The sequence below is a fragment of the Shewanella canadensis genome (genome assembly GCF_003966225.1).
GTDB lineage: Bacteria > Pseudomonadota > Gammaproteobacteria > Enterobacterales > Shewanellaceae > Shewanella > Shewanella canadensis.
This window is the reverse complement of the sequence record NZ_RXNU01000001.1, coordinates 108,335-134,896: the sequence shown is the minus strand read 5'-3', so window position 1 is coordinate 134,896 and position 26,562 is coordinate 108,335. Positions and strand designations below refer to the sequence as shown.

General features: G+C 44.5%; 23 protein-coding genes and 1 tRNA gene. 16 read left to right on the top strand and 8 right to left on the bottom strand.

Annotated elements, in window-relative coordinates; all coding sequences use genetic code 11:
• Positions 1 to 143: 143 nt before the first annotated feature.
• The 8 genes from argS (at position 144) to EKG38_RS00540 (ending at position 11,280) form a co-directional block, all read left to right on the top strand.
• Complete coding sequence (argS, locus tag EKG38_RS00575) at positions 144 to 1,889, top strand: arginine--tRNA ligase (protein WP_126517706.1); 1,746 nt, start codon at positions 144 to 146, stop codon at positions 1,887 to 1,889.
• A 104-nt stretch (positions 1,890 to 1,993) separates the two neighbouring features.
• Positions 1,994 to 2,560, top strand: a complete 567-nt coding sequence (locus tag EKG38_RS00570; RefSeq protein ID WP_126517704.1) for an SPOR domain-containing protein — start codon at positions 1,994 to 1,996, stop codon at positions 2,558 to 2,560.
• A gap of 236 nt (positions 2,561 to 2,796) precedes the next feature.
• A complete protein-coding gene (gene hslV / locus EKG38_RS00565; protein WP_012140880.1) occupies positions 2,797 to 3,321 on the top strand; it encodes an ATP-dependent protease subunit HslV in 525 nt (174 codons plus the stop codon).
• A gap of 73 nt (positions 3,322 to 3,394) precedes the next feature.
• Positions 3,395 to 4,720 (top strand): ATP-dependent protease ATPase subunit HslU, encoded by a 1,326-nt coding sequence (gene hslU / locus EKG38_RS00560; RefSeq protein ID WP_126517702.1) that lies wholly within the window; start codon positions 3,395 to 3,397, stop codon positions 4,718 to 4,720.
• A 246-nt stretch (positions 4,721 to 4,966) separates the two neighbouring features.
• Complete coding sequence (locus tag EKG38_RS00555) at positions 4,967 to 7,000, top strand: methyl-accepting chemotaxis protein (protein WP_126517700.1); 2,034 nt, start codon at positions 4,967 to 4,969, stop codon at positions 6,998 to 7,000.
• Positions 7,001 to 7,771: 771 nt separating this feature from the next.
• A complete protein-coding gene (locus EKG38_RS00550) occupies positions 7,772 to 8,164 on the top strand; it encodes a gamma-butyrobetaine hydroxylase family protein (RefSeq protein WP_126517698.1) in 393 nt (130 codons plus the stop codon).
• Between the two features lie 399 nt (positions 8,165 to 8,563).
• Positions 8,564 to 10,420, top strand: a complete 1,857-nt coding sequence (locus EKG38_RS00545; protein ID WP_185826740.1) for a cytochrome c3 family protein — start codon at positions 8,564 to 8,566, stop codon at positions 10,418 to 10,420.
• Between the two features lie 56 nt (positions 10,421 to 10,476).
• Positions 10,477 to 11,280 (top strand): response regulator transcription factor, encoded by an 804-nt coding sequence (locus EKG38_RS00540; RefSeq protein ID WP_126517694.1) that lies wholly within the window; start codon positions 10,477 to 10,479, stop codon positions 11,278 to 11,280.
• A gap of 104 nt (positions 11,281 to 11,384) precedes the next feature.
• Here EKG38_RS00540 and EKG38_RS00535 read toward each other — a convergent pair whose 3' ends face one another.
• A complete protein-coding gene (locus tag EKG38_RS00535; RefSeq protein WP_126517692.1) occupies positions 11,385 to 12,320 on the bottom strand; it encodes a carbon-nitrogen hydrolase family protein in 936 nt (311 codons plus the stop codon).
• A gap of 320 nt (positions 12,321 to 12,640) precedes the next feature.
• On the opposite strand from EKG38_RS00535, the gene EKG38_RS00530 reads away from it, so the two are divergent.
• Positions 12,641 to 13,744, top strand: a complete 1,104-nt coding sequence (locus tag EKG38_RS00530; RefSeq protein WP_126517690.1) for a methyl-accepting chemotaxis protein — start codon at positions 12,641 to 12,643, stop codon at positions 13,742 to 13,744.
• 10 nt (positions 13,745 to 13,754) lie between these two features.
• Here the strand turns inward: EKG38_RS00530 and EKG38_RS24840 are convergent, their stop codons facing one another.
• Positions 13,755 to 13,925, bottom strand: a complete 171-nt coding sequence (locus EKG38_RS24840) for a hypothetical protein (protein WP_185826739.1) — start codon at positions 13,923 to 13,925, stop codon at positions 13,755 to 13,757.
• A 106-nt stretch (positions 13,926 to 14,031) separates the two neighbouring features.
• Here EKG38_RS24840 and EKG38_RS00525 point away from each other — a divergent pair, with 106 nt between their 5' ends.
• A complete protein-coding gene (locus tag EKG38_RS00525; RefSeq protein ID WP_126517688.1) occupies positions 14,032 to 14,508 on the top strand; it encodes a DUF3859 domain-containing protein in 477 nt (158 codons plus the stop codon).
• Positions 14,509 to 14,672: 164 nt separating this feature from the next.
• Here EKG38_RS00525 and EKG38_RS00520 read toward each other — a convergent pair whose 3' ends face one another.
• Entirely contained in the window at positions 14,673 to 15,671 is a 999-nt protein-coding gene (locus EKG38_RS00520; RefSeq protein WP_246033042.1) for a LysR family transcriptional regulator, read from the bottom strand.
• 449 nt (positions 15,672 to 16,120) lie between these two features.
• On the opposite strand from EKG38_RS00520, the gene EKG38_RS00515 reads away from it, so the two are divergent.
• The 5 genes from EKG38_RS00515 to EKG38_RS00495 all read left to right on the top strand — a co-directional run bounded on the left by EKG38_RS00515 (position 16,121) and on the right by EKG38_RS00495 (position 19,121).
• Positions 16,121 to 16,615, top strand: a complete 495-nt coding sequence (locus EKG38_RS00515) for a DUF2726 domain-containing protein (protein ID WP_126517686.1) — start codon at positions 16,121 to 16,123, stop codon at positions 16,613 to 16,615.
• An 82-nt stretch (positions 16,616 to 16,697) separates the two neighbouring features.
• Positions 16,698 to 17,168 (top strand): cytochrome c3 family protein, encoded by a 471-nt coding sequence (locus EKG38_RS00510; protein ID WP_126517684.1) that lies wholly within the window; start codon positions 16,698 to 16,700, stop codon positions 17,166 to 17,168.
• A gap of 12 nt (positions 17,169 to 17,180) precedes the next feature.
• Positions 17,181 to 17,870 (top strand): 4Fe-4S dicluster domain-containing protein, encoded by a 690-nt coding sequence (locus EKG38_RS00505; RefSeq protein WP_126517682.1) that lies wholly within the window; start codon positions 17,181 to 17,183, stop codon positions 17,868 to 17,870.
• The gene (gene nrfD, locus EKG38_RS00500; protein ID WP_126517680.1) at positions 17,867 to 18,808 is read left to right on the top strand and encodes a cytochrome c nitrite reductase subunit NrfD; all 942 of its coding nucleotides are present in this window, start codon (positions 17,867 to 17,869) and stop codon (positions 18,806 to 18,808) included. The genes EKG38_RS00505 and nrfD overlap by 4 nt, the downstream gene beginning before the upstream one ends.
• A gap of 22 nt (positions 18,809 to 18,830) precedes the next feature.
• Positions 18,831 to 19,121 carry a cytochrome c3 family protein gene (locus tag EKG38_RS00495; RefSeq protein WP_126517677.1) on the top strand — a complete coding sequence of 97 codons (291 nt, stop codon included), beginning with the start codon at positions 18,831 to 18,833 and terminating at the stop codon, positions 19,119 to 19,121.
• A 742-nt stretch (positions 19,122 to 19,863) separates the two neighbouring features.
• Here EKG38_RS00495 and EKG38_RS00490 read toward each other — a convergent pair.
• The 5 genes from EKG38_RS00490 to EKG38_RS00470 all read right to left on the bottom strand — a co-directional run bounded on the left by EKG38_RS00490 (position 19,864) and on the right by EKG38_RS00470 (position 25,653).
• A complete protein-coding gene (locus EKG38_RS00490) occupies positions 19,864 to 20,409 on the bottom strand; it encodes a hypothetical protein (protein WP_126517675.1) in 546 nt (181 codons plus the stop codon).
• 10 nt (positions 20,410 to 20,419) lie between these two features.
• Entirely contained in the window at positions 20,420 to 21,343 is a 924-nt protein-coding gene (locus tag EKG38_RS00485; RefSeq protein WP_126517673.1) for a C-GCAxxG-C-C family protein, read from the bottom strand.
• Between the two features lie 896 nt (positions 21,344 to 22,239).
• Positions 22,240 to 23,184: a LysR family transcriptional regulator gene (locus tag EKG38_RS00480; protein WP_126517671.1), complete on the bottom strand. Its 945-nt coding sequence runs from the start codon at positions 23,182 to 23,184 to the stop codon at positions 22,240 to 22,242.
• A gap of 1,019 nt (positions 23,185 to 24,203) precedes the next feature.
• Positions 24,204 to 24,294, bottom strand: a tRNA-Ser gene (locus tag EKG38_RS00475).
• Positions 24,295 to 24,450: 156 nt separating this feature from the next.
• Positions 24,451 to 25,653, bottom strand: coding sequence for an aromatic amino acid transport family protein (locus EKG38_RS00470; protein ID WP_126517669.1), 1,203 nt, complete (start codon positions 25,651 to 25,653; stop codon positions 24,451 to 24,453).
• Between the two features lie 365 nt (positions 25,654 to 26,018).
• Between EKG38_RS00470 and EKG38_RS00465 the strand changes: the two genes are divergently transcribed.
• The gene (locus tag EKG38_RS00465; protein WP_126517667.1) at positions 26,019 to 26,519 is read left to right on the top strand and encodes a TlpA family protein disulfide reductase; all 501 of its coding nucleotides are present in this window, start codon (positions 26,019 to 26,021) and stop codon (positions 26,517 to 26,519) included.
• Positions 26,520 to 26,562: the final 43 nt, after the last annotated feature.

Below are 26,562 nucleotides of genomic sequence, written 5' to 3'. Positions count from 1 at the left end.
TAAGCGATAATGAGTAATCGGCAACTTTTAAGTAAAAAAAAGCATAAAAGTGATTTCGAAGATAGCAATTGACCATCACTAACGGCTAAAATGTGCGGTTATCCCTAAATCTTTTTATCATTAGTAAGTGCCAATTACCGCCAATGAAATCACATATTCAATCTTTACTCATCCAAGCCCTAGACGCCCTTAAACAACAGGGTGTTATCCCAACTGATTTTGAAGCTCGCATTCAGGTGGACCGAACTAAAGATAAAACTCATGGTGATTTCGCGACCAATCTGGCGATGATGCTCACTAAAGTGGCTCGTAAGAACCCAAGAGATATCGCACAGCTGATCATCGATAGCCTGCCGGAAGATAGCCAGGTCGCAAAAGTTGATATTGCCGGACCCGGGTTTATTAACTTTTTCATCGATGAGAATGCCCTTGCGACTCAGCTAATGACCGCATTAAACGATGACCACTTAGGCGTTCAATTGCCAGAGCCACAAACCGTGGTTGTCGATTACTCTTCACCAAACTTAGCCAAAGAGATGCATGTAGGTCACCTGCGTTCAACGATTATTGGTGACAGTGTGGTGCGGGCACTCGAATTCCAGGGACACAATGTCATTCGTCAAAATCACGTAGGCGATTGGGGTACTCAATTTGGTATGCTACTGGCTTACATGGAAGAGTTACGTGCCGAAAAGGGTGAGCAGGCACAGATGGAACTCTCTGATCTGGAAACCTTCTACCGCGCAGCGAAAGTACGTTTCGACGAATCAGAAGACTTTGCTAACCGTGCTCGTAAACTTGTGGTTTCACTGCAATCTGGCGATGAGTATTGCAATAAACTTTGGCGTGAGTTCAACGACATTTCACTCAGCCATTGTCATGACGTCTATGAGCGCCTAGGGGTTAGCCTGACACGCAAAGATGTCCGTGGTGAAAGTACCTATAATGACGATCTGGAACAGGTGGTTAAAGATCTCGATGCTAAAGGCCTGTTATCTGAGAGTAATGGCGCTAAAGTCGTGTTTCAGGATGAGTTCAAAACCAAAGACGGTGACCCTCTACCTGTCATCATCCAAAAAGCAGACGGCGGCTACCTGTACGCCACCAGTGATTTGGCAGCGATGCGTTACCGCTCAAATGTGTTAAAAGCCGACCGCGCACTCTATTTTGTCGATCTTCGTCAGGGGCTACATTTTCAGCAGGTATTTAAACTCGCCCGAACTGCAGAGTTTATTAACCCTGATATGAGTCTGGAGCACATGGGCTTCGGCACCATGAATGGCGATGATGGCCGTCCGTTTAAAACCCGTTCGGGTGGTGTTGTAAAGCTGGTTGACCTGCTAACAGAAGCCGACACTCGAGCACTCGAGCTGGTTCGTAGCAAGAACCCGGATATGGATCAGGCCGAACTGGAAAAAATTGCCAAAGTGGTGGGTATCAGCTCGGTAAAATATGCCGATCTTTCCAAGAACCGCGCCAGCGATTACATCTTCAGCTTCGAGCAGATGCTCAGCTTCGAAGGCAATACAGCACCTTACCTCTTGTACGCTTACACGCGAGTCGTGGGCATCTTTAAACGTGCCGCAGATATCGACCTTAGCGATGCGAGAATGAAGCTGGATCATGATAAAGAGAAGGCTCTGGGCAACAAGTTAGCTCAGTTCGGTGAAGTGCTGTCTCGCATGGTCACCAAAGGTCAGCCCCACGCGTTATGTGGTTACCTGTTCGAATTGGCGGGTGCTTTCTCTAGTTTCTACGAGGCTTGCCCGGTACTTGCGGCAGAATCAGAAGAGCAGAAGAAGAGCCGTTTACTCCTGTCTCAACTCACGGCGAAGACACTCAAGCAGGGCTTAGATCTGCTTGGTATCGAAACGCTGGAGCGCATGTAATCTAACTTTTGTAACCTAAACAATGCCGGAGTGCGATCTTAAATTAAGATAGCCCCCTGGCATTGAAGCTAAATACAGAACAGAAATAACGGTATTACAATTTAATGAGAAATCACGACTACGCCAATAGAAAGCCGGCCAAAGGAAAAGGCAAAACAGCACGAAGAGGCAAGCAAGCGCCCGCACCCAGACGCTTTCCTGTTCTTTTATTGCTTATTACCGTCAGCCTGCTCGGTGGATTTGGATACTTCCTATGGAGCATCAACGACAGCGCAGAAACAACGAGTCCTGCCGTAGTAGAACAGCCCAAGAAGAGCGTCGTAAAGAAGGATCCCAACGCACTTCCTCCTAAGCCAAAAGAGGAGTGGACCTATCAGCGAGAGCTGGAAAATAAGCAAGTAGAAGTCGATATACCGGAGAAAACGGCACCGACTCGACCTTATCAGATGCAGTGTGGTTCATTCAGAACTCAGTCTCAGGCTGAACAGATGAAAGCCGTTATTGCCTTTCAAGGCTTATCAGCCAATGTGCGTAAAGTTAAAGGCACAACAGGCGATTGGTATAAAGTCAGCTTAGGCCCGTACGATCGTAAGCGACTGGCGGAAAAGCACCGCCATATCTTGCAGGGCGCCGGCATCAACGGCTGTATTATTTTGTACTGGGAAGGCTGAACTCAACCTGATTTACATGGATTAGGCTCTGATGACACTATTGCGTAGCTGATCGACGCTACGCTTTCAGGCAAAGACGATGCCCTGCCGGCCAACAGGTAAGCTCTCCCCCAAAAAACCAGCGATGTTTTCCTCTTTTACACCCTTCTTCCTTGATATTTAACTAACGCTCCCCCATATATCTTCTATCACCCACTGACGAGCATCGACTCGGCAGTTTGAGAAGAGGAAACATCGTGACCACAATCGTATCAGTTCGCCGTAATAACCAGGTCGTTATCGCTGGAGATGGCCAAGTATCACTTGGTAATACAGTGATGAAAGGTAACGCCAGAAAAGTTCGCCGCCTTTATCACAATAAGGTTCTGGCTGGTTTTGCTGGCGGCACCGCCGATGCTTTTACCCTATTCGAACGTTTCGAAGCAAAATTAGAGATGCATCAGGGACATCTGATGAAAGCCGCCGTTGAGATGGCAAAAGACTGGCGTAGCGATAAGATGTTGCGCAAGCTTGAAGCCTTGCTTGCGGTTGCCGATGACACATGCTCCTTAATCATTACCGGTAACGGAGATGTCGTCCAACCGGAAAACGATCTTATCTCTATCGGCTCCGGAGGCAACTTTGCCCAATCGGCCGCAACGGCACTACTCGAAAATACTGAACTTAGCGCGTTAGAGATTGCTGAAAAATCGCTAACCATTGCCGGTGATATCTGTGTGTTCACCAACCAGTTCAAAACAATCGAAGAATTAAATTACTGATCGAGTGCCGCTTAACTTGAACCACAAGCAGCGGCGCACGCTCAACACTGATGCTAATGCATGAGGAAAGAATATGTCTGAAATGACCCCACGTGAGATAGTCCATGAGTTAGACACTCACATTATTGGCCAACATAATGCAAAACGTTCGGTGGCTATCGCCCTGCGTAACCGCTGGCGTCGTATGCAACTCGATGTCGATTTCCGTCAGGAAGTGACCCCAAAGAATATCTTAATGATAGGTCCTACCGGCGTCGGTAAAACAGAGATCGCCCGCCGCTTGGCTAAACTGGCAAAGGCGCCGTTTATCAAGGTCGAAGCCACAAAGTTCACCGAAGTGGGCTATGTCGGCAAAGAAGTGGAACAGATCATTCGCGATCTTACCGATTCTGCGATTAAGATGACCCGTGAAGATCAGATGAAGAAGTGTAAATTCAGAGCCGAAGAGGCCGCTGAAGAACGCATTCTCGATGCACTTCTACCTAAACCTAAAGAGGATTGGGACAACGAGAAGCCCGATGATTCAGCGACTCGCCAGATCTTCCGTAAGAAGCTTCGTGAAGGTCAACTTGACGACAAAGAGATCGAAATTGACGTTGCAGCACCTCAGGTCGGCATCGAAATCATGTCTCCTCCGGGCATGGAAGAGATGACGAACCAGCTACAAAGCATGTTCCAAAATATGGGACCCGGTGACAGCAAGCGTCGTAAGATGCCAATCAAAGAAGCTTACAAGCTTATGATTGAAGAGGAAGCCGCTAAACTCGTCAATCAAGATGACATGAAAGAGCAGGCTATCGAACTGGTTGAGCAAAACGGTATCGTCTTCTTAGATGAGATCGATAAGATCTGTAAGCGTGGTGAGTCTTCGGGCCCGGATGTATCACGTGAAGGTGTACAGCGTGACCTGCTACCTTTAGTTGAAGGTTGTACGGTCAACACCAAACACGGCATGGTTAAAACCGACCATATCCTGTTTATCGCCTCAGGTGCATTCCAGATGTCTAAGCCGTCAGACTTGATCCCAGAGCTACAGGGTCGTCTGCCTATTCGTGTCGAGCTTAGCGCTTTGACTGCCGATGACTTCAAACGCATCTTAACCGAGCCTCATGCCTCACTCACAGAGCAACACGTTGCTATGATGGGCACCGAAGATGTTAAAATTGAGTTCACCGAAGATGGCATCGAGAGCATCGCTCAAGCTGCATGGCAGGTAAACGAGCGTACCGAAAATATCGGTGCCCGTCGTCTGCACACAGTGATGGAGCGTCTGATGGAAGATCTATCCTATGACGCATCTGACAAATCCGGTAACACCTTCGTTATCGATGCTGAATATGTCAGCAGCCACTTAGATGATTTAGTGCAAGACGAAGATCTAAGCCGCTTTATTCTATAAGACAGCGATTACTCGCTATAAGCTAAAAGAGTCACGAGCCAAAGCACAAACGCTTTGTTCGTGACTTATTATCTCCACCTCACTACTTCCCTCCTAACCATATGCCTTCCCTACATCATTTCAAGTAGCTAAAATTTATTCCAGATCAATTTTAACCCTGCAAAATGTAAGTGAACTCTATTGGCTCAACTATAATTTAAGCTCAGTGAGAATGTATCGGTGCGTCTGACGGATTAGGGGCTATGTATGAATACCATCTTGAATTTGACCGTGAGGCTCAAATTACTACTGGGCTTTGGCTTGGTTATCGCAATTTTCATCATAAGCTCGAGCATAGTGTATATGCAGCTGCAAAACATCAACACCACACAAAGTCGCCTGTTAGAACTCAGGACGCCCACAGTACAGGCCGGAATGAACCTTGAGGCCGCTATCACTCAAACTTTATCAGGCCTGAGGGGCTACCTTATACTTGGTGGCGATCCAAGCAGGGCTAAACTATTTATGGATGAACGGGCTCAGGGCTGGGATAAGTTAGAGCAATCCCTCATGAGCCTGGAGCGTTTCGCAAAGAATTGGACCGTGGCCAGGAACATAGAGCGGCTCAATGAGATGAAAACGATTATCCGCCAGTTTAAGCAAGCACAGCAGCAGATTGAGGATATCGCTCATACAGATAAAAACATCCCCTCTTTCGATATTCTCCTCACTAAAGCGGCACCTGCGGCGGCCAGAACCCTGACCGCGCTAACCGCTATCATAGAGGGTGAAATGGCAAATCCGAGTGATATCGAACACAAGGTATTCCTCAAAACCTTAGCCGATAGCCGAGCCGCATTTGCCATGGGTTTAGCAAATATTCGGGCCTACTTACTTTCCGGCGACCTTGTCTTCAAAAACAAATACTTAGAACTAAAGGGCAGAAGCGATAGCTTAATGCTGGATCTCGAAAGTTCAACTGACTTGATGTCGGTCGAACAAAGAGAGCATTGGGATAGTTTTAAGCAGGCCAGAAGCGAGTTTACCCCTTATGTCATCCAGATGTTTGGTTCTCGCTCCAGCGCCGAATGGAACCAGGCCAACCATTGGCTTGGCACCTTAGCGGCACCTAGAGCCCGTAAGATAAAGAGTATCCTGGAAGAGATGCGAATCTCCCAGGCAAACCTGTTTAAAGCCGATCAGCAAAGCCTAACCGAAGCGAGTGACACATTGAACTTTGTCTTACTCCTGTCCGGCGTGCTGACGATCATATTCGGTGCCGTTATCGCAGTTGCTATCAGTCAATCTGTAACCCGGCCACTGGGTGGTGAACCGGCTGAAATGGTCAACATTGCCAACAGCATAGCCGAAGGAGATCTGACCTTAAGCTTTACCCATGCCGCCAATGCGAAAGGTTTGTATCTATCTATGTATAAGATGCACGCCAAGCTAAAAGAGTTGGTCAGCAACATAGCCGGAGCTGCCGAACAGTTAACCGATACAGCCGTTCAAACTTCGGGGATGTCAGAGCAGACCAATAACAATGTTCAGGAACAGTTCCAGCAGACAGAGTTGGTCGCCACCGCCGTTGAGGAGATGACTGTCACAGTCAACGAAGTTAGCCTCAACGCCTCTAACTGCCTCAGCGTGATACAGGAATCTGAAACAACCATTAAAGAGGGGCAGGAAAATGTCCTGCAAACGGTCGGTAATGTTGAAAAGCTTGCAAGCGATATCAACGACGCCACAGGGGTAATACTCTCTCTGCAAGAGAAGAGCGCCGAAATAAACTCGGTCTCCGAGGTGATAGGCAGCATAGCCGAGCAGACTAACCTGCTGGCCCTGAATGCCGCCATCGAAGCCGCAAGGGCTGGAGAGCAGGGACGCGGATTTGCCGTGGTCGCAGATGAGGTCAGGGCACTCGCCTCCAAGACTCAGGAGTCCATCTCGAGTATTAACTCCGTTATTCTGTCGCTCCAGCAAAGTGCTGATGAAGCCGCTACGGCGATGCAGTCAAGTCAAAGCAGTGCTGAAAGTACGATCTCTGAAGCGAGGAGTTCCGGTGAGTCACTCTCAAAAATAGCCGAGTCGAGCCGGAAGATTGTCGATATGGCGAGTCAAATATCCGTAGCGTCAGAGGAGCAGGCAAGCGTGACCTTGGATATCAGTCAAAACGTACAGATGATAAGAAGCGGAGCAGAGCAGACATCGATTGGTGCATCCGAGATGGTTAAGACCAGTGAACAGCTGTCGACCCAAGCTAACAGCTTAAAATCTATGGTCGCCTCATTTCGTTATTAATACCAATCCTACTAAATATGTGATCTTTCAGCGGGAGTTCAAAGCACTGTAGGCAAGGCGGATGTTTGAAGCGAATAGTTATTCTATATCGAAAGCATCTAACGCAGCATAAAGGGCTTTGAAACCCGCACTATGTGAGCCTCTCAGGCATTCCACTTCAGCGTTGCATTGACTTAAAAGGGGGTAACCATTTCTTCATCAATGCGTCTTGAATTGAAACGCCTGAGTGGCTCTGAACTGCTCACCTATTTAGTGAGATTGGTATAATACCCCATGGGGTCACACAAACCTGACCCCATGACTGATTAGTCAATACCCAAACGACCTCGAAATGCAGGATTCAGCATGTCGAGAAGTGACAGAGTTCAAGGTCGTTAATTGCTCCTGCATTAACGACATTCCCACCATCCGTGGTGGTCTTCATGAATAGCTGGACTAGTTATTCTCGGCTCTGGCATCCTGCTTCACCCTACCTTCTGCATCCATGCAGTCGTAATTCAATATTTATTCTTATAAATAAAGAATGCAGAAACATGTTGCTTCTCGCCTTGCCCTTCGGGAGTTCCCGTAGAATATATGCACTGCGTTAGTGATATTGAAAAGGGACTAACCATTCTCTTCAATCACTGCCTTGTTCAGCTATCCTACGAGAGCTCTGAAACGAGCATTTTGAAGTGGCTTGGGTATATTAATCAAAATTCAGGACTTTTTACCTTGAAAGCGCTACCCTGTCAGCACGTTTAATTTGAAGCCACGACGACAACAGCAACTATGACGAATCCTGAATCACCTATGGTTACCGCCCTTAAGCTTAAACGTAAATCACGCCAGCTCGAGATCACCTTCGATACGGGTGAAACGTTTCAGCTTAGCTGTGAGATGCTGCGAGTCTACTCCCCTTCGGCCGAAGTGCATGGACATGGCAACCCGGTATTAGTCACCCACAAGAAAAACGTCAACATTAAGGAGCTAACTCCTGTTGGCAACTATGCAGTGAAAATCACCTTCGACGATGGTCATGATACGGGTCTGTTCTCATGGCAGATTTTACACGGTCTCGCGACTAACCAAGTCGAACTATGGGAAAATTACCTCGCCAGACTACGCGCAGCTAAAGCCAGCCGTGAACCCTTGATCGATATGGCAGTTAAATACCATAAGTAGTAAAGGGTGCCAGCCCTCAAAAATACCAATAAGGCTCTGATATTAAAAGTATACAGAGCCCTATAGCCAGTTTTAGCCAAGCCCTTGCCAGCCTCTTTTCTTTCTCATAGTTTGATTCACCTACAGCCACATCCCCACCCGTTCAAAACGTTTCATTGACCTCTACCGGCTCAAACTCGCCATTCCTCCGGTTTATCTCATTCACTGGACTCTCCCTTAGCCTCCAAAAGTAGTTCAGAGATGTAAATCACCCTACCCATATGGCAAAAATAACATGAAAAAGCGCTTCTAGAGGGATCTCAATCACAGCGAGTTTCGACACTGTCATTTCTACTAGTGATGGCGACCAGATACACCTCCTATTCTTATCAAACTTATTAGAACAACAAGGAATAGATGATGAAACGCAATTCCATTATAGCGGTGTTAGCCCTCAGTTTTGCCCTTGGTGGTTGTGGCAGCGACGACTCCTCCACCCCAACACCTCCGATCCCACCCGAGCCACCGATTGTAAAGCCAGATTATGTTTTTGGTGGCCCTACTGAAGATGAGCAAAAGCTAAACAAGGTGATTCAGTTTGCTATTGTAAAAGGATTCAGCCCCCTAGATGAGGGGACTACAGCCAACAAGAGCAAGGCAAAGAGTTACTCGAGTGGTCATGAGATAGAAGGCGTGCTCGAGTCTAAAATGGTTGCAGATGCGGCAAAATTGGGACTCAAGGTTGATTACCTGCTGCCACCCACGGCCATCAACATGTCAGGTGTAAAGATCGACTCTATCCGCCCGGATATCTTTCAGGATGGCCGTGGTTCTGTGATGGATCTACTGCTATGGGCAGCCAAGAAATATAACCTCGACATCGAATATGAAAAAGATGAAAACCTCAAGACTCACTTTATCACCTCGATCGAAGGCATCACCGGCCTGCCGGAAGTGGTAGATCCAGAGAATCTTGGGAAAACTGAGGGGCAAGGCTGGAAATACCTGGTAGGTCCTAGCATATGGGAACATAAGAAAGAGGGCAGCTACGAGACTGAAAGTTACTATTACAAGGAGGAGGAGATCTATTTCCGTATGGATCACCACCCACTTAAGAACGAGATGAGTATCGTTCTGGTTGCCGCACAGCCTGGTGAGATGGATATTCGTAAGAAGAAATACCAGAAAGAGATGGACCGTTTAGCCGAGAATGGTGGCAAGGTGATCATCCCGGAAATCGTCATCGACTTTAAACCAGCTAAGACCACGGCAACAGGCGAGATCCTTATCCCGAATCAACGTGCGGTATTTAAAGATATCGAGGTCACTCCCCATAACCTCAGATCCGACATCTATAAAGAGGGAACCATAACCGAGCTTGATGCCTGGCTATCTCTGGTCGAACAGCGCCCCGATCTGAAGATCGATTGGTCCTACTGGCCACGTTTGAGTACCAATTCAAATGTTCAGGGCTATGTTGCGACGGCGATCAGCTTTAACGGCCGCGATGATGTGGGCAATATTGTTAACGAACGATATACTAACAACGGCTCTTGCGGATTCGTTCACCACACTGGTGAGTGGGAAAACTATATGGACTCAGGCGCCCAAAATGGTCTCTATCAATGGGTCATGTGCTCAGCAAGAACCGACATGGGCGGCGATGAATATCGTAAAGCCTGTTATGGCCAGATCCCCGGGATCCTTGGCTATCGTGCCCGCAACTATGGTGAAGGCGAGCAATTTGAGAACCATAACCCTAAGGGGCGTGGTTATATGAAGTTTGGTTTGCCTTTCGGTGGTAACGATCCACACCTGACCGGTGATGCCATGATCATCTATGGGCCAGAATACATTAACTATATTGGTGCCGCCTTCGGGAATGGTTACGGTAACCAAGAATCAACTTCTGGTTGTGATGCAGAAGCTCCTGAGATCGATCCGACTCGGATCAAAGATATCAGCCAGGCCAGAGCCCCATTAACATCGTCTCACTTTGGCTGGAAAATACCAGACTGTACGACTTGTCACAATGCCGCCAACAGCCATGTGACTCAAGAAATGGCGCCGTGGGAATGCGCAGAGTGTCATGGAAATAATGGCGCGCCGGATAGTCATGGTGAGTTACTGACCTGTGGTTTCTGTCATGCCAAGACATTAGCCAAACACGGCGATGCTTACTCAACCAAAGATGATTACTACAGTGAGCAAACCAACTTTAAAGAGCCTGAAAGCTGCTTGACTTGTCATGTAGAAAAACAGGAAGGCACTCAGTAATTCATTTATAAATCAGAGGAAGGTAACCCCTTCCTCTAGATAGTCGGGGAGTCATTATGTCTGCGCAACAGAGTGGAATGGTCTGTAACAGGATCATCGAGAGCTTTCTCGAAAAACTGGCACCCTTCGGTATTAAACGGTTTTACTATTGCATTATTCCGGATGAACTATCCAATGTTTGTATTGTTCCGGATGAGCAAGCCAATATTCTAAACAGCGACGGTAACGAAGAACTTCACATAGCTAAAATGATCGATCTGAAGAAGATGCGCTTTGCCGTCGCCTCAGATCCGGAAATCTTAAAGTTCCGCGAGGAGTTTCTACATCGTTTTGCCAGAAATGATGAGGGCTACCAACTCTCAGGCCCCTCAATCCGGAAAAAGCATAACCCCTATATATGGCCGGAAAACACCATGCCGGTGCGACGAAAACGGAGCTTCGAGCAGCTACTAAACCTATACCAAATACGGACCAGAATTAGCTTTTATCACCCGGTAAAAGATAAAAAAGGCTGGATAGGGATCTGTAACCTCTTTTCATGTAATGACCGGGAAGAAGTTATCGATAACATCTCATCGACACCAGATGAATTGGAGACGCTTCTCAGGGAATTTGCCGAAACATTTAATACCTTAGCATTTAAGACCATTAACCCCATCTCGAACTTCAGAGTATTATCCCCTACCTGCGTAGAGATACTCTCATTAGTCGCTCAGGGATGTTCCAGTGAAGAGGTAGGTAAACAACTCTATATGAGCGAACGTGGTGTCAACTATCACCTCGATAGAGCAAGATTAATTCTAACGGCCAAGAACCGGACAAACTTGGTCAGTAAGGCTTATCAGAGTGGATTATTGTAGTTACCTGTTTTGCAGCGCTAAGCCGATAGCCATGAGATAGAACCCGAGGTAACGACTCTGCTCTCTCGCATCTGACGCGCTCACTCGGGAGTTTTCTGGATAAACTATTTAAACTTAATTGAGTTCTGAATCTGAGTATTCACCTCGAGTGTAAATATATCGGGTCTGGAATAATGCCCCGCCACATCCAAAGCCCTCTTGGATATGGCGACCGCCTTGGAGTCGACTTCGGCGTACAGTATGCCCTTCTCTTTTCTCATAGGCCCCGCAACTATCTCTCCACCCGGAGCGACCACGACTGAGTCACCCGGGTTAATCCATTCATCACTATCCGGGTAGAGTTTGTCTTTATCGGGAAAGTCATCGGGTAGATCGCTATGCTCAAGGACGACCCCACTGCATATAACCCAGCAACGTCCCTCTCTCGCAATATGCTGCATCGTGCCTATCCAGCCGTCACCGCTGTCATAAGTGGGCGCGACATAGATTTCAACTCCCTGGGAATAGAGAGTATACCTAGCCAGAGGCATGTAGTTTTCCCAGCATAGCAGAGTCGAAATCCTGCCAACGGGAGAGTCGACTACTTTCAGGCTGGAACCATCTCCAAATCCCCATACCATACGTTCAGGATTAGTAGGCATCAGCTTTCGATGGCGATTGAGTATCTGGCCACCACTGCCAATAATCACCACGGTATTATATAAGGTCGCCCGACTCTGTAGTCCATCACGTTCGTTCATGCCGCAAATAACCGTGACCTGATTAGCCCGTGCGGCACAACAAAGCGGTTCGAGCCCACCGGCCTCGATATCGACGGCACTGTCGAGTAATCTAGCATGCAGGGCTTCACTGGTCCCCCAATCTCCACCGGGGCGTAGGCGCCAGATCCAAGCAGGATATCCGGCGATAAACGCCTCGGAAAATACCACTAACTCGGCGCCCGCTGATGCAGCATCTTCAATCAATGTCACCGCTTTTTCGATGGTGGCATCACGGTCCAGCAATATCGGAGACTCTTGAACTATGGCGATCTTAGACATAGTCACAACCTTCTTCATTCAGATGATTTCACTACTCTGCGTGCTTTTATCCCATGTTCGAGTAGTCTCAAAGCTTAGAAAATACAACCTCTCTTAAAGCTAGTTGAACTGTAATAGAAAGCCAGAATTTAGCGAGTACTGATAACGCTCCCGGTCAGATATAGGCCCAGTTTTTTATCCCAAGTTTAAATCCGTGACTCATTCAGGAATGGTTAATCCAGAAATGATTGATCCACATTATGTTAATGGCCTGTTAGCGGTTAAGTAAAAAATCCACCATGTGTCATACTGTCAGCAGCTATCTATTAGTGGGGTTAAGGATGCTATTCAATAACGGACTAAAAAAAGAAAATGCAATTCTAAAACAGCAACTTCAAGAATTAAAGGAGCGGCATGAAACGGAAATTAAGGAGCTTGTTGAAGAGTTAAAAAGAAAGGATCTTGAGCAGAATAACATACAGCAAGAGCAACAACTCGATGCCACCCTGATAACGAGCAACCTTAGGGGCGGAAGAATGTTGGAAACCATTCGCACAGGACTCGCCAATAGTGCGGAAGAGCTGATCCATGAAAATGAAGAGCTCAAGCAACTCGATGAGATGTTCTCACAGACTCATACTGCACTCGGCCAGCTTGAAACCCGCGCTCAAAAAATCAGTGAACAAACCAATAACACGATGAACTCAGCGTCTGCCTTAGATGAGACTGCTAAATCGATAGGCCAGCTTATCGTCTCGATTCAGGAAATTTCATCACAGACTAACCTACTTGCACTTAATGCGGCCATTGAGGCTGCACGTGCCGGCGAAGCCGGGCGAGGCTTTGCCGTGGTTGCCGATGAGGTTCGCACCCTAGCAGGGAAAGCCCACGAGGCCAGTGACAAGATAGAGAGTTTAGTCAATCGAGTCTTAAACCAAACCCATGAGATAAAAACATCAATTAGTGAAAACCAATTGTATGCGGCTGATATATCGGCATCGTCTGAACAGATAGGCGTCGTCGTCAATGAAGTACTCTCCAAATCTCAACATATGCAAAAAGTTATCCACTTAGCGACTGCGCGCTCGTTCCTCGATACCGTCAAACTAGACCATGCGGTATGGAAAAATAACGTCTATAGCCATCTGCAAGAGCGGGACTATCAAGCCCAAGTGAATAAGCATACCGAATGCCGTTTAGGTCAGTGGTACTTCGAAGGCGCCGGAGCCGAGCAGTACAGCCATCTGGCAAGCTTTAATGGCTTAAATCCGCCTCATCAGCTGGTTCATGACTCCGGGCGTAATGCGATTAAAGCGGGTATGGATGGTGATCAACATGCATTGATTAAACACGTTGAAGCTATGGAGGATGCCAGTGAGGGCGTCGTTCACTCTATAGACCGCCTACTCAGCGAAGTAACCAATGCACAGCGCAGGACTCGCTAAAGGTAAGCGATTAATCTTGCTTTTCAATGGTTATCTCAAACCGCTTGGTATCACCGGCAAACCACTTTTGTACGTAAATGGTGCCCATTATGGGCGCCTGGCCGGATTCTGGGACCTCTTGATATCGCACACTATTCTTGGTCTCTTTTTCATACTCAAACTTTACGGTTTTCTTAGTCATTATTCTCTCGATTACTTTTATCTACTCATGCCAATTGATATTAGCTCAAGTACTTTTCCAGTCATTTTGCTAAACTAGCATGCTATCAATTCAAAAGCTGCTTACTATGTCCAAACTCAAACCTGACGTTAACATTATCCATAGCGGGATTTTCACCAAGTGGAACGAGCAAAGTGACAATCTGCCAAGATTAACAAAAGCTACGGTTCATGTTCCCGCCGAGATAGACATTGAGTTTGGTTTTATCGCGCAGATCAAAAAAGCCAAAAATCAGAAACTCAGATATTGCATCTACCATCCAGATATCCCCGATGAAAACGGTAATACCAGGCCACCATTCGACGGTGAGGTTTACGTCAAAGAGAATGACTGGAAATTCTACCTAGGCGATACCATTTGGGCACCGGAGCACAACAAGGTCGGCAAGTGGCGCATGACGCTAGAACTGAAAGGGAAAGTCATTGCCGAGAAGACCTTCAGAGTACATCTGAACGATGAGCTTCCACGGCAAACAAATAAGAGTATTCAAATGGATGATGACGCAGAGAAGATTGCATCATTCTGGAAAAGAAGAGGCTGTTAGCCACTGAGGCGTTTCACCTGTCAGCTCATTTTCACATATCAGCTGGTGAATATAAAATCTAATATTGACATCTATATGCCCGACGACCGGGCTCCCGTTTTCATTGAGCATAGTGATTAACACACTAGAGACTTAATCTTAGTAAACAGAAACCATTTCTACCGTTAATTCAAAGTGGAATTAACTAAAGATTTAATGGCATCGACTAACCATGGCAGATTTGGCTTTTGATTATTTCTATTATACACGAGGTAAAGTGTTGGAATGCTTAAGTTAGTATAAAAATGCTCTACCTCTACTTTCGATAGTCTGCAAGCATGAAAATCTGGCATACTATTAATTACATTATAAATAGAACTAAACGGTAGTAGTGTTACGGCATTTCTTTCACGCAGGCAATCAAATAAACTATATGCCCCACACACTTCAACCTCTACATCTAATTCCATAGCATTTTGTATACAGTATTCCTGAAATTTGCTCCGACTCTGAACTAGAGAGCCAATATTACACTCAACGTATGGGTAGTTTGCAATTGAATTAAGATTGATATTTTTCTTTAACAATGGATGATTATGATCACAAATCAAGTATAGAGATTCAAGCTTAGCAAGTGGAATCGATATCAAATTTTTATCAAAAGAACCAACCACATCATCACTATCACTACTGCATATTCCAAAATCTGTTTTTCCGGATATCACGTCATCTATAGAAGAACGTCCCCATTGAGAGATATTGAAGCTTATATTTTCCTTTTCACTATGAATCATAGACAAGAGCAACTTTGGGAAGGGAAATGAGATAATGTCAGGAGCGGAAATCTCAAAGTGATAAAGATCATCATTTGTTACTCCGCAGTTAATCTTTTGCAGTTCTGAGCAGCATACTAAAATTTTCTTTGCTACCGGGTAAACCTTATCAGCAAATTCATTGGGGATTAACCCGTGCTTTTTCCTAATAAAAAGCTCATTACCTAACACCTCTCGAGTATGTTTAAGACATCTACTTACCTTAGGAGCCGAAATATTTAGTTTGATAGAAACCTTTGTAACAGACTTCTTTTCATAAAGATTGACAAGAATGTTTATACTTAACAAATCCAGGTTGCTAAAGGAAATACTATTCATAAGGTGCCCAGCAATAGAAAATAACAATTCCATATTACATCTATTTAAAATTACTTTCTTAAAAAATATAACAAAACAACGATCCAATCACATCAACAAGATTCTCGAAATATGCATAGCATTTATTTACATATAGCATTAACCTGTTATCAACACTGATCTTCAAACGCAATTAATACTGACAAAACATACAGATAGATATAAAGTCGCAATATATTGGAATCAATTCACCATCATATCACTTAATGTAACCTTAAGATTTCCACTCCTTGAAACAACAGTAATTCAATATTTACATTAAGTATTTGCAGGCCGTGCATTTGTAAAATACGTATTTTACAAATATGTCAGGCACTACAGATAACAGTCTCCACCCTTCTTCAAAATGGCAACATTGATCTAAATCAATGTGAACAATTGAAACGAAGTGAATAATCCACTCGCTAAACAAGCAACCACACTTTAATTTGGAGGTTTACATTATGAACGCAACAGTAATACTTAACTATGCTTTCATGTACTTTGTACTATTTCTAGTTGTCCCATCTGTCACCATTGTATTTGCAATGACATGCATTAAATTTTTCAAATCTGAAAAAATACAAACTGAAGGGGTAATCATTGAATTAACTCCGGAGAAAACAAAAGCGAAGTTTTCAGGACTTACAGCAAGGCTAAATGAAATAGCAAGAGGTAAGTACAATGTGTTATACGGGGCATCTTTGGGTAGCATTCTCGATGTAAAAAGTGACAACAATCATCATACTTATGAAAACATTAAAAATTGTCAGTTGGATTATGTAATACTTGACGAACAATCATCAGTAAAACTGGTCATTACAAATCCTGAACATAACACACCGGAAAATAGTGACTTTATAGATTCATCTCTAGCTAAAGTTGGTGTGAATGTTATCCACATATCGGATAACAAGCAATGTGATGACTTATTAGTAAGAGAGTTGTTGGTTGCCTGATATTAAGCAGTACTAAACACCATTGATTTAGTACTGTTATTTAATGTTTTTAAATAGCCAACTCATGCAATGAGATCTTATTATGTCTAGTTTTAAAAAAATTTTCACCCTCTCTATACTGACTTTGACTACATTTATTTCAACACCATTTTCTATTTCTTATGCTAATACGCTTGAGTTAACAATAAACATCAACAAGCAATGTATCATGTGTCATAAGAAAAATGGAAAAATGTTCGGCATTCATTCTAGCAACTCATTAGAGTTACGTTGCCAAAACTGCCACAGAGAAAAAGAAGGTCACCCAAGGAAAAAATCAAGCCTAATCAAATTTAGTGACGATTCACTCAACACCGCTGAAGAGCAAACCGCAGTTTGCACTACATGTCATAACTCCGATGATTTAATCGAAGTTGATTGGACTCATGCAGTTCACTCAAACAAAGTTAATTGTGCTAAGTGCCATCAATTACACACCGAAACAGATCCAGTTATTGCAATTTCAACAGGTGAGCGCCGTCAGCTATGCGTTAACTGCCATGAAAGCCGATAACCAGGGGGATATATGGAAAATAAAAGAAGACTCTTTTTAAAATGTGCTTGTGCTACAGCGGTCGGCGCGGTTGGATCAACAAAGCTTATAGCAGCCCAATCAGATACTAAAACAGATACTACAGAAGCCGAGGTCAATTACGCACTTATTCATGATGAAACTAAGTGTATTGGTTGCGAAGTGTGTGTTGATGCCTGTCGTGAAACGAACAATGTCCCCGAAGGTGTAAGCAGATTAGAGATTGTTAAAACTGGCCCATTTGGTGAGTATCCTGATCAGTACTTTAGTTTCTCTCGCAAATCATGCCAGCAATGTGATGGAACTCCCTGTGTCAATGTCTGCCCAACAGGGGCTGCGTACAAAGATCCTAAAACAGGCATTGTCTCAGTAGACAGTTGGAAATGTGTTGGGTGTATGTACTGCATTGCCGCATGTCCATATCAGGTCCGATTTATCAACCCTGTTACCAAAGCCGCTGATAAATGTGATTTCTGTAAAGAAACTCGTCTTAAAGAAGGAAAGTCACCAGCTTGTGTCGCTGCTTGCCCAACAAAAGCACTTGTCTTTGGTAACCTAAAAGATCCTGATTCTGAAATTGTTAAGGTTCTAAAAACGACACCAAATTATCGCAGAAAAACAGAGCTGGGAACTCGTCCAAAACTATTCCGTATTGCAACAAAAAGTGGGGAGATAAAGCTATGAATCCATTTCACTTTGATAGCCTTGTTTGGCATTGGCCTATCGCAATCTACCTTTTTTTAGCAGGTATATCGGCCGGAGCTATTTGTTTCGCCGTATTACTAAAGCACTTTAAATTAGGTCAGAATGCTTACAAATCGAGTTTTGTTCAAGCAGCTTGCCTACTTGCACCACTAGCCGTATTTTCTGGTCTTGGCATACTCGTTCTCGATTTAACTAAGCCATTTGATTTCTGGAAAATCTTAGTATTTTACAATCCGACTTCGATTATGTCTGTTGGAGTTGCAGTGCTAATGATTTATCAGGTAGCCTTATTTTCATGGTTAGCTTGCTTATTTAAAGAGCCTATCTCCAATTGGTGTGACCATCGCTGGCCATTGATTGATAGGATATTAAGTTTATTAGATAAGCATGAGCCTACCATCACAGGGTTGTTAGTGATGCTAGCTTTGTCTTTAGGTGCTTATACTGGCTTTTTACTTTCTGCATTGACCACTTTTCCTATGCTCAACAATCCTGTACTACCTATGTTATTTCTTGTTTCTGGTATTTCTTCAGGGGCTGCGGGAACCTTGTTAGGTGGATTACTCCTCAAGGGAAACCCTGATAGTAAAGAAGTTCATTTTATTCATCATATTGAAATACCGATCATTTTATTCGAACTGGTTCTGCTTTTCACCTTCTTCATTGGGTTGATTATATCTGGCGGACAGAGCCAAGCAGCGGCACTTACGGCGCTCGGGGAAGGTTTCTGGGGATGGATATTCTGGGCTGGGATCATTGTAATAGGCTTAACACTACCGCTCGCCTTCAATTTATTTATGACAGCCTCCTCTAAACGAAAACTATCTTATGTTGCCATTACAGCTAGTTGCAGTTTATTGGGCGTTTTACTGCTGCGTAACTTCATTCTTTACACTGGTCAAATGACTGTCGCATAAACCAATACCAGGAGTTTATTACATGCTTAGAATTTTAGGATTAACATTTCTATTAATATTATCAGGTTACGTAGTTGCAGAACCTATAGCAGATACCCATGCTGAAATGAGTGGTTGCGAATCTTGTCATATTAACGGTGAACCATCTGATGACATGGTTCATGAAAATAGTTCATGTGTTGAGTGTCATGGCCCCTTGAGTGACTTTGCTGACGAAACGCATCAACGACACCATGATGTTTTAGAATGCAGTAATTGTCACCTTGCTCACGATGAAGTAAAACTTAGCGATTCTTGCGTTAATTGTCACTAATAATGGTGATTAATTAACGTGCAATGAATGAATTAATTAGCCATACCTCATCATGGCTAATTGATTTCGTTGAAGTGTTAATCCCTTCATTTCAGCGAGTTCACAGGGAAGTTATTGGGCAGGTAGCCACATTAAATTTACAGGATTAATAGCCGTTATTAATTTTTGTACCCAACCTCCAAATGGGTTCGTCACTCTATTCTGTAGAGTGACATTTTTATTTTTAGCATAAGGACTAAGGCTACCCACTGATGGTCTGTCAGCAATCTTCAAAATCAATGACTTAACAATCCCTAGAATGAAATTGCTTTATGTCTCAAAATTAAGCTTAGTCTCATTAATCTGCCAATCTAATGAAGCCTAGAATTTGCAATGTGTAACTCCCTTAGATTTCCAACTTTGGGTATCGCGCAGGCTTATCAAGGTCGCCAACCACTTTCTTCTTAGGTAAATACGCTTCTAACTGATGGATAGGCTGCACGAACAGCCATCACACTTATCATCAGGATCCGGGAGTACTTCGATAAACTAACCAGTCAAACCAAATGTCCACTGGCGAAGGTATCTGGCAATCGAAATCATCGAGTCTAACGATACATCCTAAGCAACTAAAATTAAAAAGAAAACCACTCATTACACAATAAATACAATCACCAAAACACAAAAAACCACCGCTTCTAGGAACGGTGGTTTCAGTTGCTTTAACTCATTGAAGGTTTTGTTATTTCTGGTTTGCTTTGCGCTAACTCGCCGGTAACCAAAAATGTTTACCTATGGGTTTTACTATTTCTGGTTTGCTTTGCGCTAACGCGCCAGCAACCATAACAGATAGCCTTAAGGTTTGAGTCTCCATATTGAAGACAGGTTGACTGGCAGGAGTGAAGGTATAAGAGCCAGGACTTACTTCAACCAGTGTATCGATACAATCAGACTCTTCTGCATCGCAGCCATATTTAGATGCATTATGCCAGGGCATGCTAAACGCCGAAGTTATCTCGGCAGGCATACTCAGGTACATCACCTCGAAATCGCTACCGGCATCAGTAACCACCTGACTATCTGCATCAGTCAAGGTAAAGGCGATGGCGAAGCTTTGAGGATCAACCGACCCGATGAAGACTCTAATCTCGTTAGCCTGATCTATGGTGACACTCGCAGATATAGGATCAGTCGGCTCTACCGGAACAACTGGATCAACCGGATCAATTGGCTCAACGCTCACATCATCATCGGAACCACAGGCAGACAACAGCAGTGCCAGGGAAGCGGTTATAAGTAATTTACGCATAAGAACTCCCTTAGTTGTGGCAAGTGCTACAAGTCGCATCCGCGTGCATGCCAGTCAGACCGGACGTAACATCATGTGGTGCGTGACAGGTCTGACATTCCATATAGGAATTCACATCCGAACCAATGTAGGTATCAGGCTCACGCTTGGTGCCAGTATGGCAACCGGAACAGTCATCATTGCCTTGAGCATGTATCTCAAACTCAGGATCGGTTGCTAGCTCGCCTTTGAGCGCAAGGTTTAAAAATTCGACCGTCTTGAATGCTATTTCTGCCGTTACCTGAGCACAACGCTCATACTTGGCTTTATGCTTCCCACCAAGCTTACTCGTGGCAGACCAGTGTGAGACCGAGGTGTGACACAAGATGGAGCCGGCGACCGACTGGCCAATCATATCAGCTGATAACAACTCACCAGCATCATTGTGCATAATCGGCGCACCGATATAATTCAGAAACTTATCATCGCCACGAGGCATAGGAGTCTTTTCATAGTAACGGTTGACAGCACTGATAACCTGGAACTGATCGACACCGCCTAGAATGTTAATAATCATAGCCGCGGCATTGACGCAGCCACAGATAGAACCCCACCCCTTAACGCCGGAGCCACCATAGACAGTGATATTGGTTGGGATGGCGGCAAAATTACAGGCATCCTCATGCCCTTGAGCGGCAAGTTCCTTAACTACGGCATTGAATACACCATACATACAACCACCACGAAAATAGCCTTCATAGGCACGTTTGGCGACTGCAAAAGGATCCAGCTCAATATATCCCAGTAAGTTATCTGCTAAATCTTTACCGTTACTACCCAAACCGATAGCACCATCGACCGGACATGTATCAGCGGCGAACACGGCGGGTGACACAGCGGCGGCACCGGCAAAACCAACAATCTTTCCCATCGCCTGACGTCTATCTAAATTCATAATCATCTCTCCAGTTATTGAAAATCTGCATTTCAACATAGTGATGAATTGCATTTCCCAATTATAAATATCTTAAAAAACAACAGCTTAGCCATTCCCTGCGAAAAAGATGATAGCCCTAAAGCAGAAAACAAATTGTGACCGACAAAACGTTTACAAACAAAATTTCAACAATTCTGATAACTAAATTATCAAGGAGGTCTGCCGAGATTATGGTATTTAAGAGGTAGCCTATTACAACTGGAAGGGTAGGTTCGGTGGTATGGAAGAGATAAATATTAAGTACTTATGCGACCTGAAAATTTTAAGGAGATGTTTGCAGACATCTGTTTGAAACATAAGATCCCCAAAGATCTCGTTAAAAAATATCTCATAAGCAAATCGTTGGCATCTGCCCATCTGTCTTGCGTTATCTGTCTGGTCATTGTCTGGATGACTCCGTTACAGCTTCGCTTCAGGAGCACGTAGGAAAATATCCGGCATACGGAGGGGGAGCAAGCTCTTTCAAATCCGTATAAGCTCGGAAAAGTTATACAACCATAAACGTGTATTGCTAGCTTAAATTGAACTTGCGGCGTAAAGGCAAGAAGCATCAGTCTAATCACCCTCTTTACCGTTAGTGATATCTGAGGCGGTGAATCCATGTCAGTCGATGAACTTCATGTGTAACAATTTACAGTGCGGCCACATGATTCACTTGAAAATTGAACTCCTTGGCAAGATTTGGCGAGCAAGAAACAGGGAGAAAACTCAATTTTCAGGTGTTTTGGTACACGGAAGGCAACGATATGGCTTTAACAGACATTCAGGCATTGCAAATAGGGAGTGACCTCTAAGCTTGGAAAGCCTATGGGACAGAGCGGCCTGGATGGTAATTTGATCAACAAAGACGAATATCACTGGTTATCATTATAAAAATGCTCCCGCAACTTCTCAGTCAACTTCAATGCTAAAATATCATCGCTAGAGTCATTTGCCAGTAAATAGTATTTAAGTTCTTTGTAGGTGGATGTCTCACTAAACAAGTTAGTTGATAATTCAGTAATGTCGAGGAACTCAAGATCCGATCTTTCTTGCAGAGTATGAAGAAAAACAGATCCTGCCACCAATCCTACACTGTCACCAAGCTCGAGATAATCAAGAAGTAGTCTCATGTCAGAAATTTTTAGTGCAACGGTGATTGGGATTTTTTTCTGGTAGGCAATCTTATCGATACGGGGCATTTTCTGCTCGTCTAAAGCATAATTTGATATGGCTACTTTATATTTGAGAATGCTCTCTAGTGTGATTTTAGAATTGAAGACAGGGTGCCCTTTCTTTGCTACCAAGAAATAGCGGCCTATTTCTCCTATTTCATACTGGGTGATGCCGTCCGCTTGGGCTGGGTTGACAGCTATACAATAATCAAAGACGCCGTTAACCAATTTTTTCTGAAAGTCTGATGCAATTGTGTGTAGTTCGAAAGAAAACTGAGCCCCTTCACCGTTAGTAATTTGATTCAAGCAGTCAAAAATTATGTTATGAAAATTCCCCTGAGCAGCAACATTAACCGCCTTATTTTCTGCTACAGTGATCTCCATGGTGTGAGCCAGTGAGCGATAGTTCGCGACTAACGTTTTGGCTAGGGGGTAGAGTCTGTCAGCCAGATGATTTGGTTTCATGCCATGCTGCTGTCTAATAAAAAGTTCATTTTCAAAAATATGACGAAGGGACGTCAATGTTCGGCTTACTTTTGACTGGGTTATCGCTAACTTTGAGGCTGCAGCGGTTCCACTCTTTTGTTCATAAAGCTCTACAAATACGGATAATGTAAAGGAATCAAGGTGATCAATTTTTTTCATGAGTGTATTCCGGAAATATTTTTTGCTGCATGCGCCATACTTTAACTGCAGTTAAAGTATGGTGCCATCGTTTCAAATCACACTTTGCAAATATAGTAATCGACTTTCTTTTACCCACAAATTAGAAGAATCATTTGCAATTCATGCATAACACAATCAAAAAGACTTTTATCCCTAATCGTACTCATACCGTCTCTTTGATTATTAATGCACTTAAAACGTAAACCTTATCGGCAGGCACTTCCCCCGAGTGAACGTGTCACCGATATCTACTTTGCACTGAAATAGATGGCGAAGGGATAGCATTCTTTTTTATAAGAAGCGCTTGGGGCTTCATCTGACTCTCGATGAAAGATCGGGGCGCTGGGATAGATGACTTCAAACAATAGGAACCCTATGGTTCTAAATTGAATATACGAAAAAGCCCCAAGCACTCTTTGTTATAAGAAGTGCTTGGGGCTTCACCTGAATGGGCTACAAATCCCATTTTTAACTTCGTGCATACGAAAAAAGGCTACTCTTTCGAGTAGCCTTTCGTCTTGAATGTGGCACCGGGATAGCTGATTCAAACAATAGGAACCCTAGGGTTCTAAATTGAATATACGAAAAAGCCCCAAGCACTCTTTGTTATAAGAAGTGCTTGTGGCTTCACCTGAATGGGCTACAAATCCCATTTTTAACTTCGTGCATACGAAAAAAGGCTACTCTTTCGAGTAGCCTTTCGTCTTGAATGTGGCACCGGGATAGCTGATTCAAACAATAGGAACCCTAGGGTTCTAAATTGAATATACGAAAAAGCCCCAAGCACTCTTTGTTATAAGAAGTGCTTGGGGCTTCACCTGAATGGGCTACAAATCCCATTTTTAACTTCGTGCATACGAAAAAAGGCTACTCTTTCGAGTAGCCTTTCGTCTTGAATGTGGCACCGGGATAGCTGACTTCAAACAATTGGAACCCTAGGGTTCCAAATTGAGTATACGAAAAAGGGCTACTCTTTCGAGTAGCCCTTAATCTAAATGTGGCGGAGGGATAGGGATTTGAACCCTAGACGGGCTATAAACCCGTGCCGGTTTTCAAGACCGGTGCATTCGACCACTCTGCCATCCCTCCGAACGCCGCTGATAATAGGGATACTTGAGTTCAATGTAAAGCCCCATATGAACCAAATGACTAAAAAACAATCCGTTAAAGCAAATAAATGCTTAATCAGCCATTTTTCAGCCAATAACTACCCAAACCAGCGCAATATCTTCATCTGGCAATCAACTAAGCCACCGCAGGCAAAGCATCAAACATCTGCAACAGTTGCACTGTCATGATTAAAATACCGGCTAAGGTCACTAATGCGAGTCCCAATGATCCGCCTTTAACCCGATAGCCCCCCAGCCCGACTTGTCTGCGCTGGGTCGATACCATAGCCACCGGAAGGAAGATCGCCAGTACCACTAACGCAAATGCCGCGTAGCCTAAAGCTGCGATAAATCCTTGAGGGTAAAACATCGCAAATCCCAATGGCGGCATAAATGTCACCAGGGCGACCTGAACTCTATGGCTCGGCTTCGTGCTGCGCTTCAACAGGTCTGCAATAAAGTCATATAAGCCTAAACTGACACCAAGAAATGAGGTAGCCAGAGCGAGATCGGCAAATATCGATACCGTGTTCGCTATCATAGGGTCATGCAGTAATCGGCTCAGAGAGCCGATGAACCCATTGAGGCTTTGACTCCCCATTAAATCACCTTGTGTCAGAACCCCCTGGCTGGCCAGCATCCATAACAGATAAACCGCCAGTGGCAGTGCCGAGCCCACCACAATGATCCACCTCAATGCCTTAGTATCCTTCCCTAAGTAACGCACAATAGATGGAATAGAACCATGAAAACCAAACGAGGTAAAAATCACAGGCAATGAGGCTAATACGAGCCCTTGATGCACAGGCAGCGCCACTAAGTTATCGACAGACACGTGAGGCAAAAGCAGGAACAACATCAAGACTAAGGCAATTAACTTCAAGGAAAATAAGCTGCGGTTAATCATATCGACAGAGCGAGTACCAATCGCCACTACGGTACCAATTAACACGGTGAAGAGTATCGCCCCCAACTGCATAGGGATATCCAGCTCAAACCAGCTTGTGAGCTTACTATGGATCTGCTCACCGCCACCGGCGATATAGGCCGCACATAACGCATAAAACAGAAACATCATTGAGAAACTGGCAATGAGCTGCCCTTTGCGGCCCAGCAGTTTATACGCCAAGGTGTGTAGGGTCGCATCGGCGGGGGCAAATTGGTGCACTTCGATCATCAGCAAGGCGGTATAGGTCATAAGCGACCAGATGAGCAGCATAATAATACTCGCGACACCGAAGCCCAGACCCGAGGAGGCAAGAGGCAGGGCTAACATACCCGCACCTATGGTCGTGCCGGCAATAATGAGCATGCTGCCGAAGATTTTACTTTTATTCATTTATGGTATTCCAAAACAGAGAGAATGTAGCCGGAACAAGCCCTGTATCATGGCCAATTTCCGAACAATAGATGGAATTGCCACAATGGTGTGATCTAAAAATGAGGGGGGGGACTAAAAATAACCTCTATCTACGCCATTGTGGCTATAGATAGTAATAAGTATTAGCGAGTGTTAACAACACGTTATTATCCTTGATAACCACTGTTAATCAACAACTTAACAAGCAGGAATGGAGTGTGGAGACTCTACCTTAGTTTTTCCTCATACATCTGTCAACAGTGAACAATTGTTTATACATGAAAGTGGAATTTTGCTAGCTTATACCGATTGATATTATTCGCAGTCAAATGAATGGAGATCCGATGAAACAGCTAGCTGCAATACTTATGGTTACTATGGCCCTCACAATTTCAGGTTGTGCAAGCTCCGTTTCTGAAACGGCTAAAGTTGAATACCTGACCTATGTCAGCGCCGGCCAACCCGTTCCGGTCAAGAATTTCACCGATTCTCAAGGTAATCACATAGATCTCACCGAATCACACAATGCCAAGTTGTTGGTCCTGTTTGCGACCTGGTGCCCCGACTCTCAACGGGCAATGAAAGCATTGCAGGCATCGGATCTTATTTTAGATCCCAACCTGGATATCATAGGTATTGGTCGCGAAGAGAACAAAGAGGCACTGGATAAGTTTGCCAATGAATATCAGATAAACTTCCCCTTAGTCGCCGATAGTGACCGCAGTATCTACGCCAAGTTTGCCAACGCCGGGGTCCCACGACTCATCTTGCTCGATGGCGAGAATCACATAGTCAAAGCTATTATAGCCGAGGGCGATAACCCCTTAGCCGAGGTCCGGTGGTAGGTCGCTGTTGACCATATCGAGTGCTAAGCGAGTTAGAGAATAA

Coding starts and splice junctions, on each gene's coding strand:
- EKG38_RS00490 (WP_126517675.1), bottom strand. CDS start 20,409: ATGCGTAAATTACTTATAACCGCTTCCCTGGCACTGCTGTTGTCTGCC.
- EKG38_RS00570 (WP_126517704.1), top strand. CDS start 1,994: ATGAGAAATCACGACTACGCCAATAGAAAGCCGGCCAAAGGAAAAGGC.
- EKG38_RS00465 (WP_126517667.1), top strand. CDS start 26,019: ATGAAACAGCTAGCTGCAATACTTATGGTTACTATGGCCCTCACAATT.
- EKG38_RS00495 (WP_126517677.1), top strand. CDS start 18,831: ATGCTTAGAATTTTAGGATTAACATTTCTATTAATATTATCAGGTTAC.
- EKG38_RS00545 (WP_185826740.1), top strand. CDS start 8,564: ATGAAACGCAATTCCATTATAGCGGTGTTAGCCCTCAGTTTTGCCCTT.
- EKG38_RS00505 (WP_126517682.1), top strand. CDS start 17,181: ATGGAAAATAAAAGAAGACTCTTTTTAAAATGTGCTTGTGCTACAGCG.
- EKG38_RS00555 (WP_126517700.1), top strand. CDS start 4,967: ATGAATACCATCTTGAATTTGACCGTGAGGCTCAAATTACTACTGGGC.
- EKG38_RS00470 (WP_126517669.1), bottom strand. CDS start 25,653: ATGAATAAAAGTAAAATCTTCGGCAGCATGCTCATTATTGCCGGCACG.
- argS (WP_126517706.1), top strand. CDS start 144: ATGAAATCACATATTCAATCTTTACTCATCCAAGCCCTAGACGCCCTT.
- EKG38_RS00510 (WP_126517684.1), top strand. CDS start 16,698: ATGTCTAGTTTTAAAAAAATTTTCACCCTCTCTATACTGACTTTGACT.
- EKG38_RS00530 (WP_126517690.1), top strand. CDS start 12,641: ATGCTATTCAATAACGGACTAAAAAAAGAAAATGCAATTCTAAAACAG.
- EKG38_RS24840 (WP_185826739.1), bottom strand. CDS start 13,925: ATGACTAAGAAAACCGTAAAGTTTGAGTATGAAAAAGAGACCAAGAAT.
- EKG38_RS00550 (WP_126517698.1), top strand. CDS start 7,772: ATGACGAATCCTGAATCACCTATGGTTACCGCCCTTAAGCTTAAACGT.
- EKG38_RS00480 (WP_126517671.1), bottom strand. CDS start 23,184: ATGAAAAAAATTGATCACCTTGATTCCTTTACATTATCCGTATTTGTA.
- EKG38_RS00515 (WP_126517686.1), top strand. CDS start 16,121: ATGAACGCAACAGTAATACTTAACTATGCTTTCATGTACTTTGTACTA.
- EKG38_RS00520 (WP_246033042.1), bottom strand. CDS start 15,671: ATGGAATTGTTATTTTCTATTGCTGGGCACCTTATGAATAGTATTTCC.
- EKG38_RS00525 (WP_126517688.1), top strand. CDS start 14,032: ATGTCCAAACTCAAACCTGACGTTAACATTATCCATAGCGGGATTTTC.
- EKG38_RS00485 (WP_126517673.1), bottom strand. CDS start 21,343: ATGAATTTAGATAGACGTCAGGCGATGGGAAAGATTGTTGGTTTTGCC.
- EKG38_RS00535 (WP_126517692.1), bottom strand. CDS start 12,320: ATGTCTAAGATCGCCATAGTTCAAGAGTCTCCGATATTGCTGGACCGT.
- nrfD (WP_126517680.1), top strand. CDS start 17,867: ATGAATCCATTTCACTTTGATAGCCTTGTTTGGCATTGGCCTATCGCA.
- EKG38_RS00540 (WP_126517694.1), top strand. CDS start 10,477: ATGTCTGCGCAACAGAGTGGAATGGTCTGTAACAGGATCATCGAGAGC.
- hslU (WP_126517702.1), top strand. CDS start 3,395: ATGTCTGAAATGACCCCACGTGAGATAGTCCATGAGTTAGACACTCAC.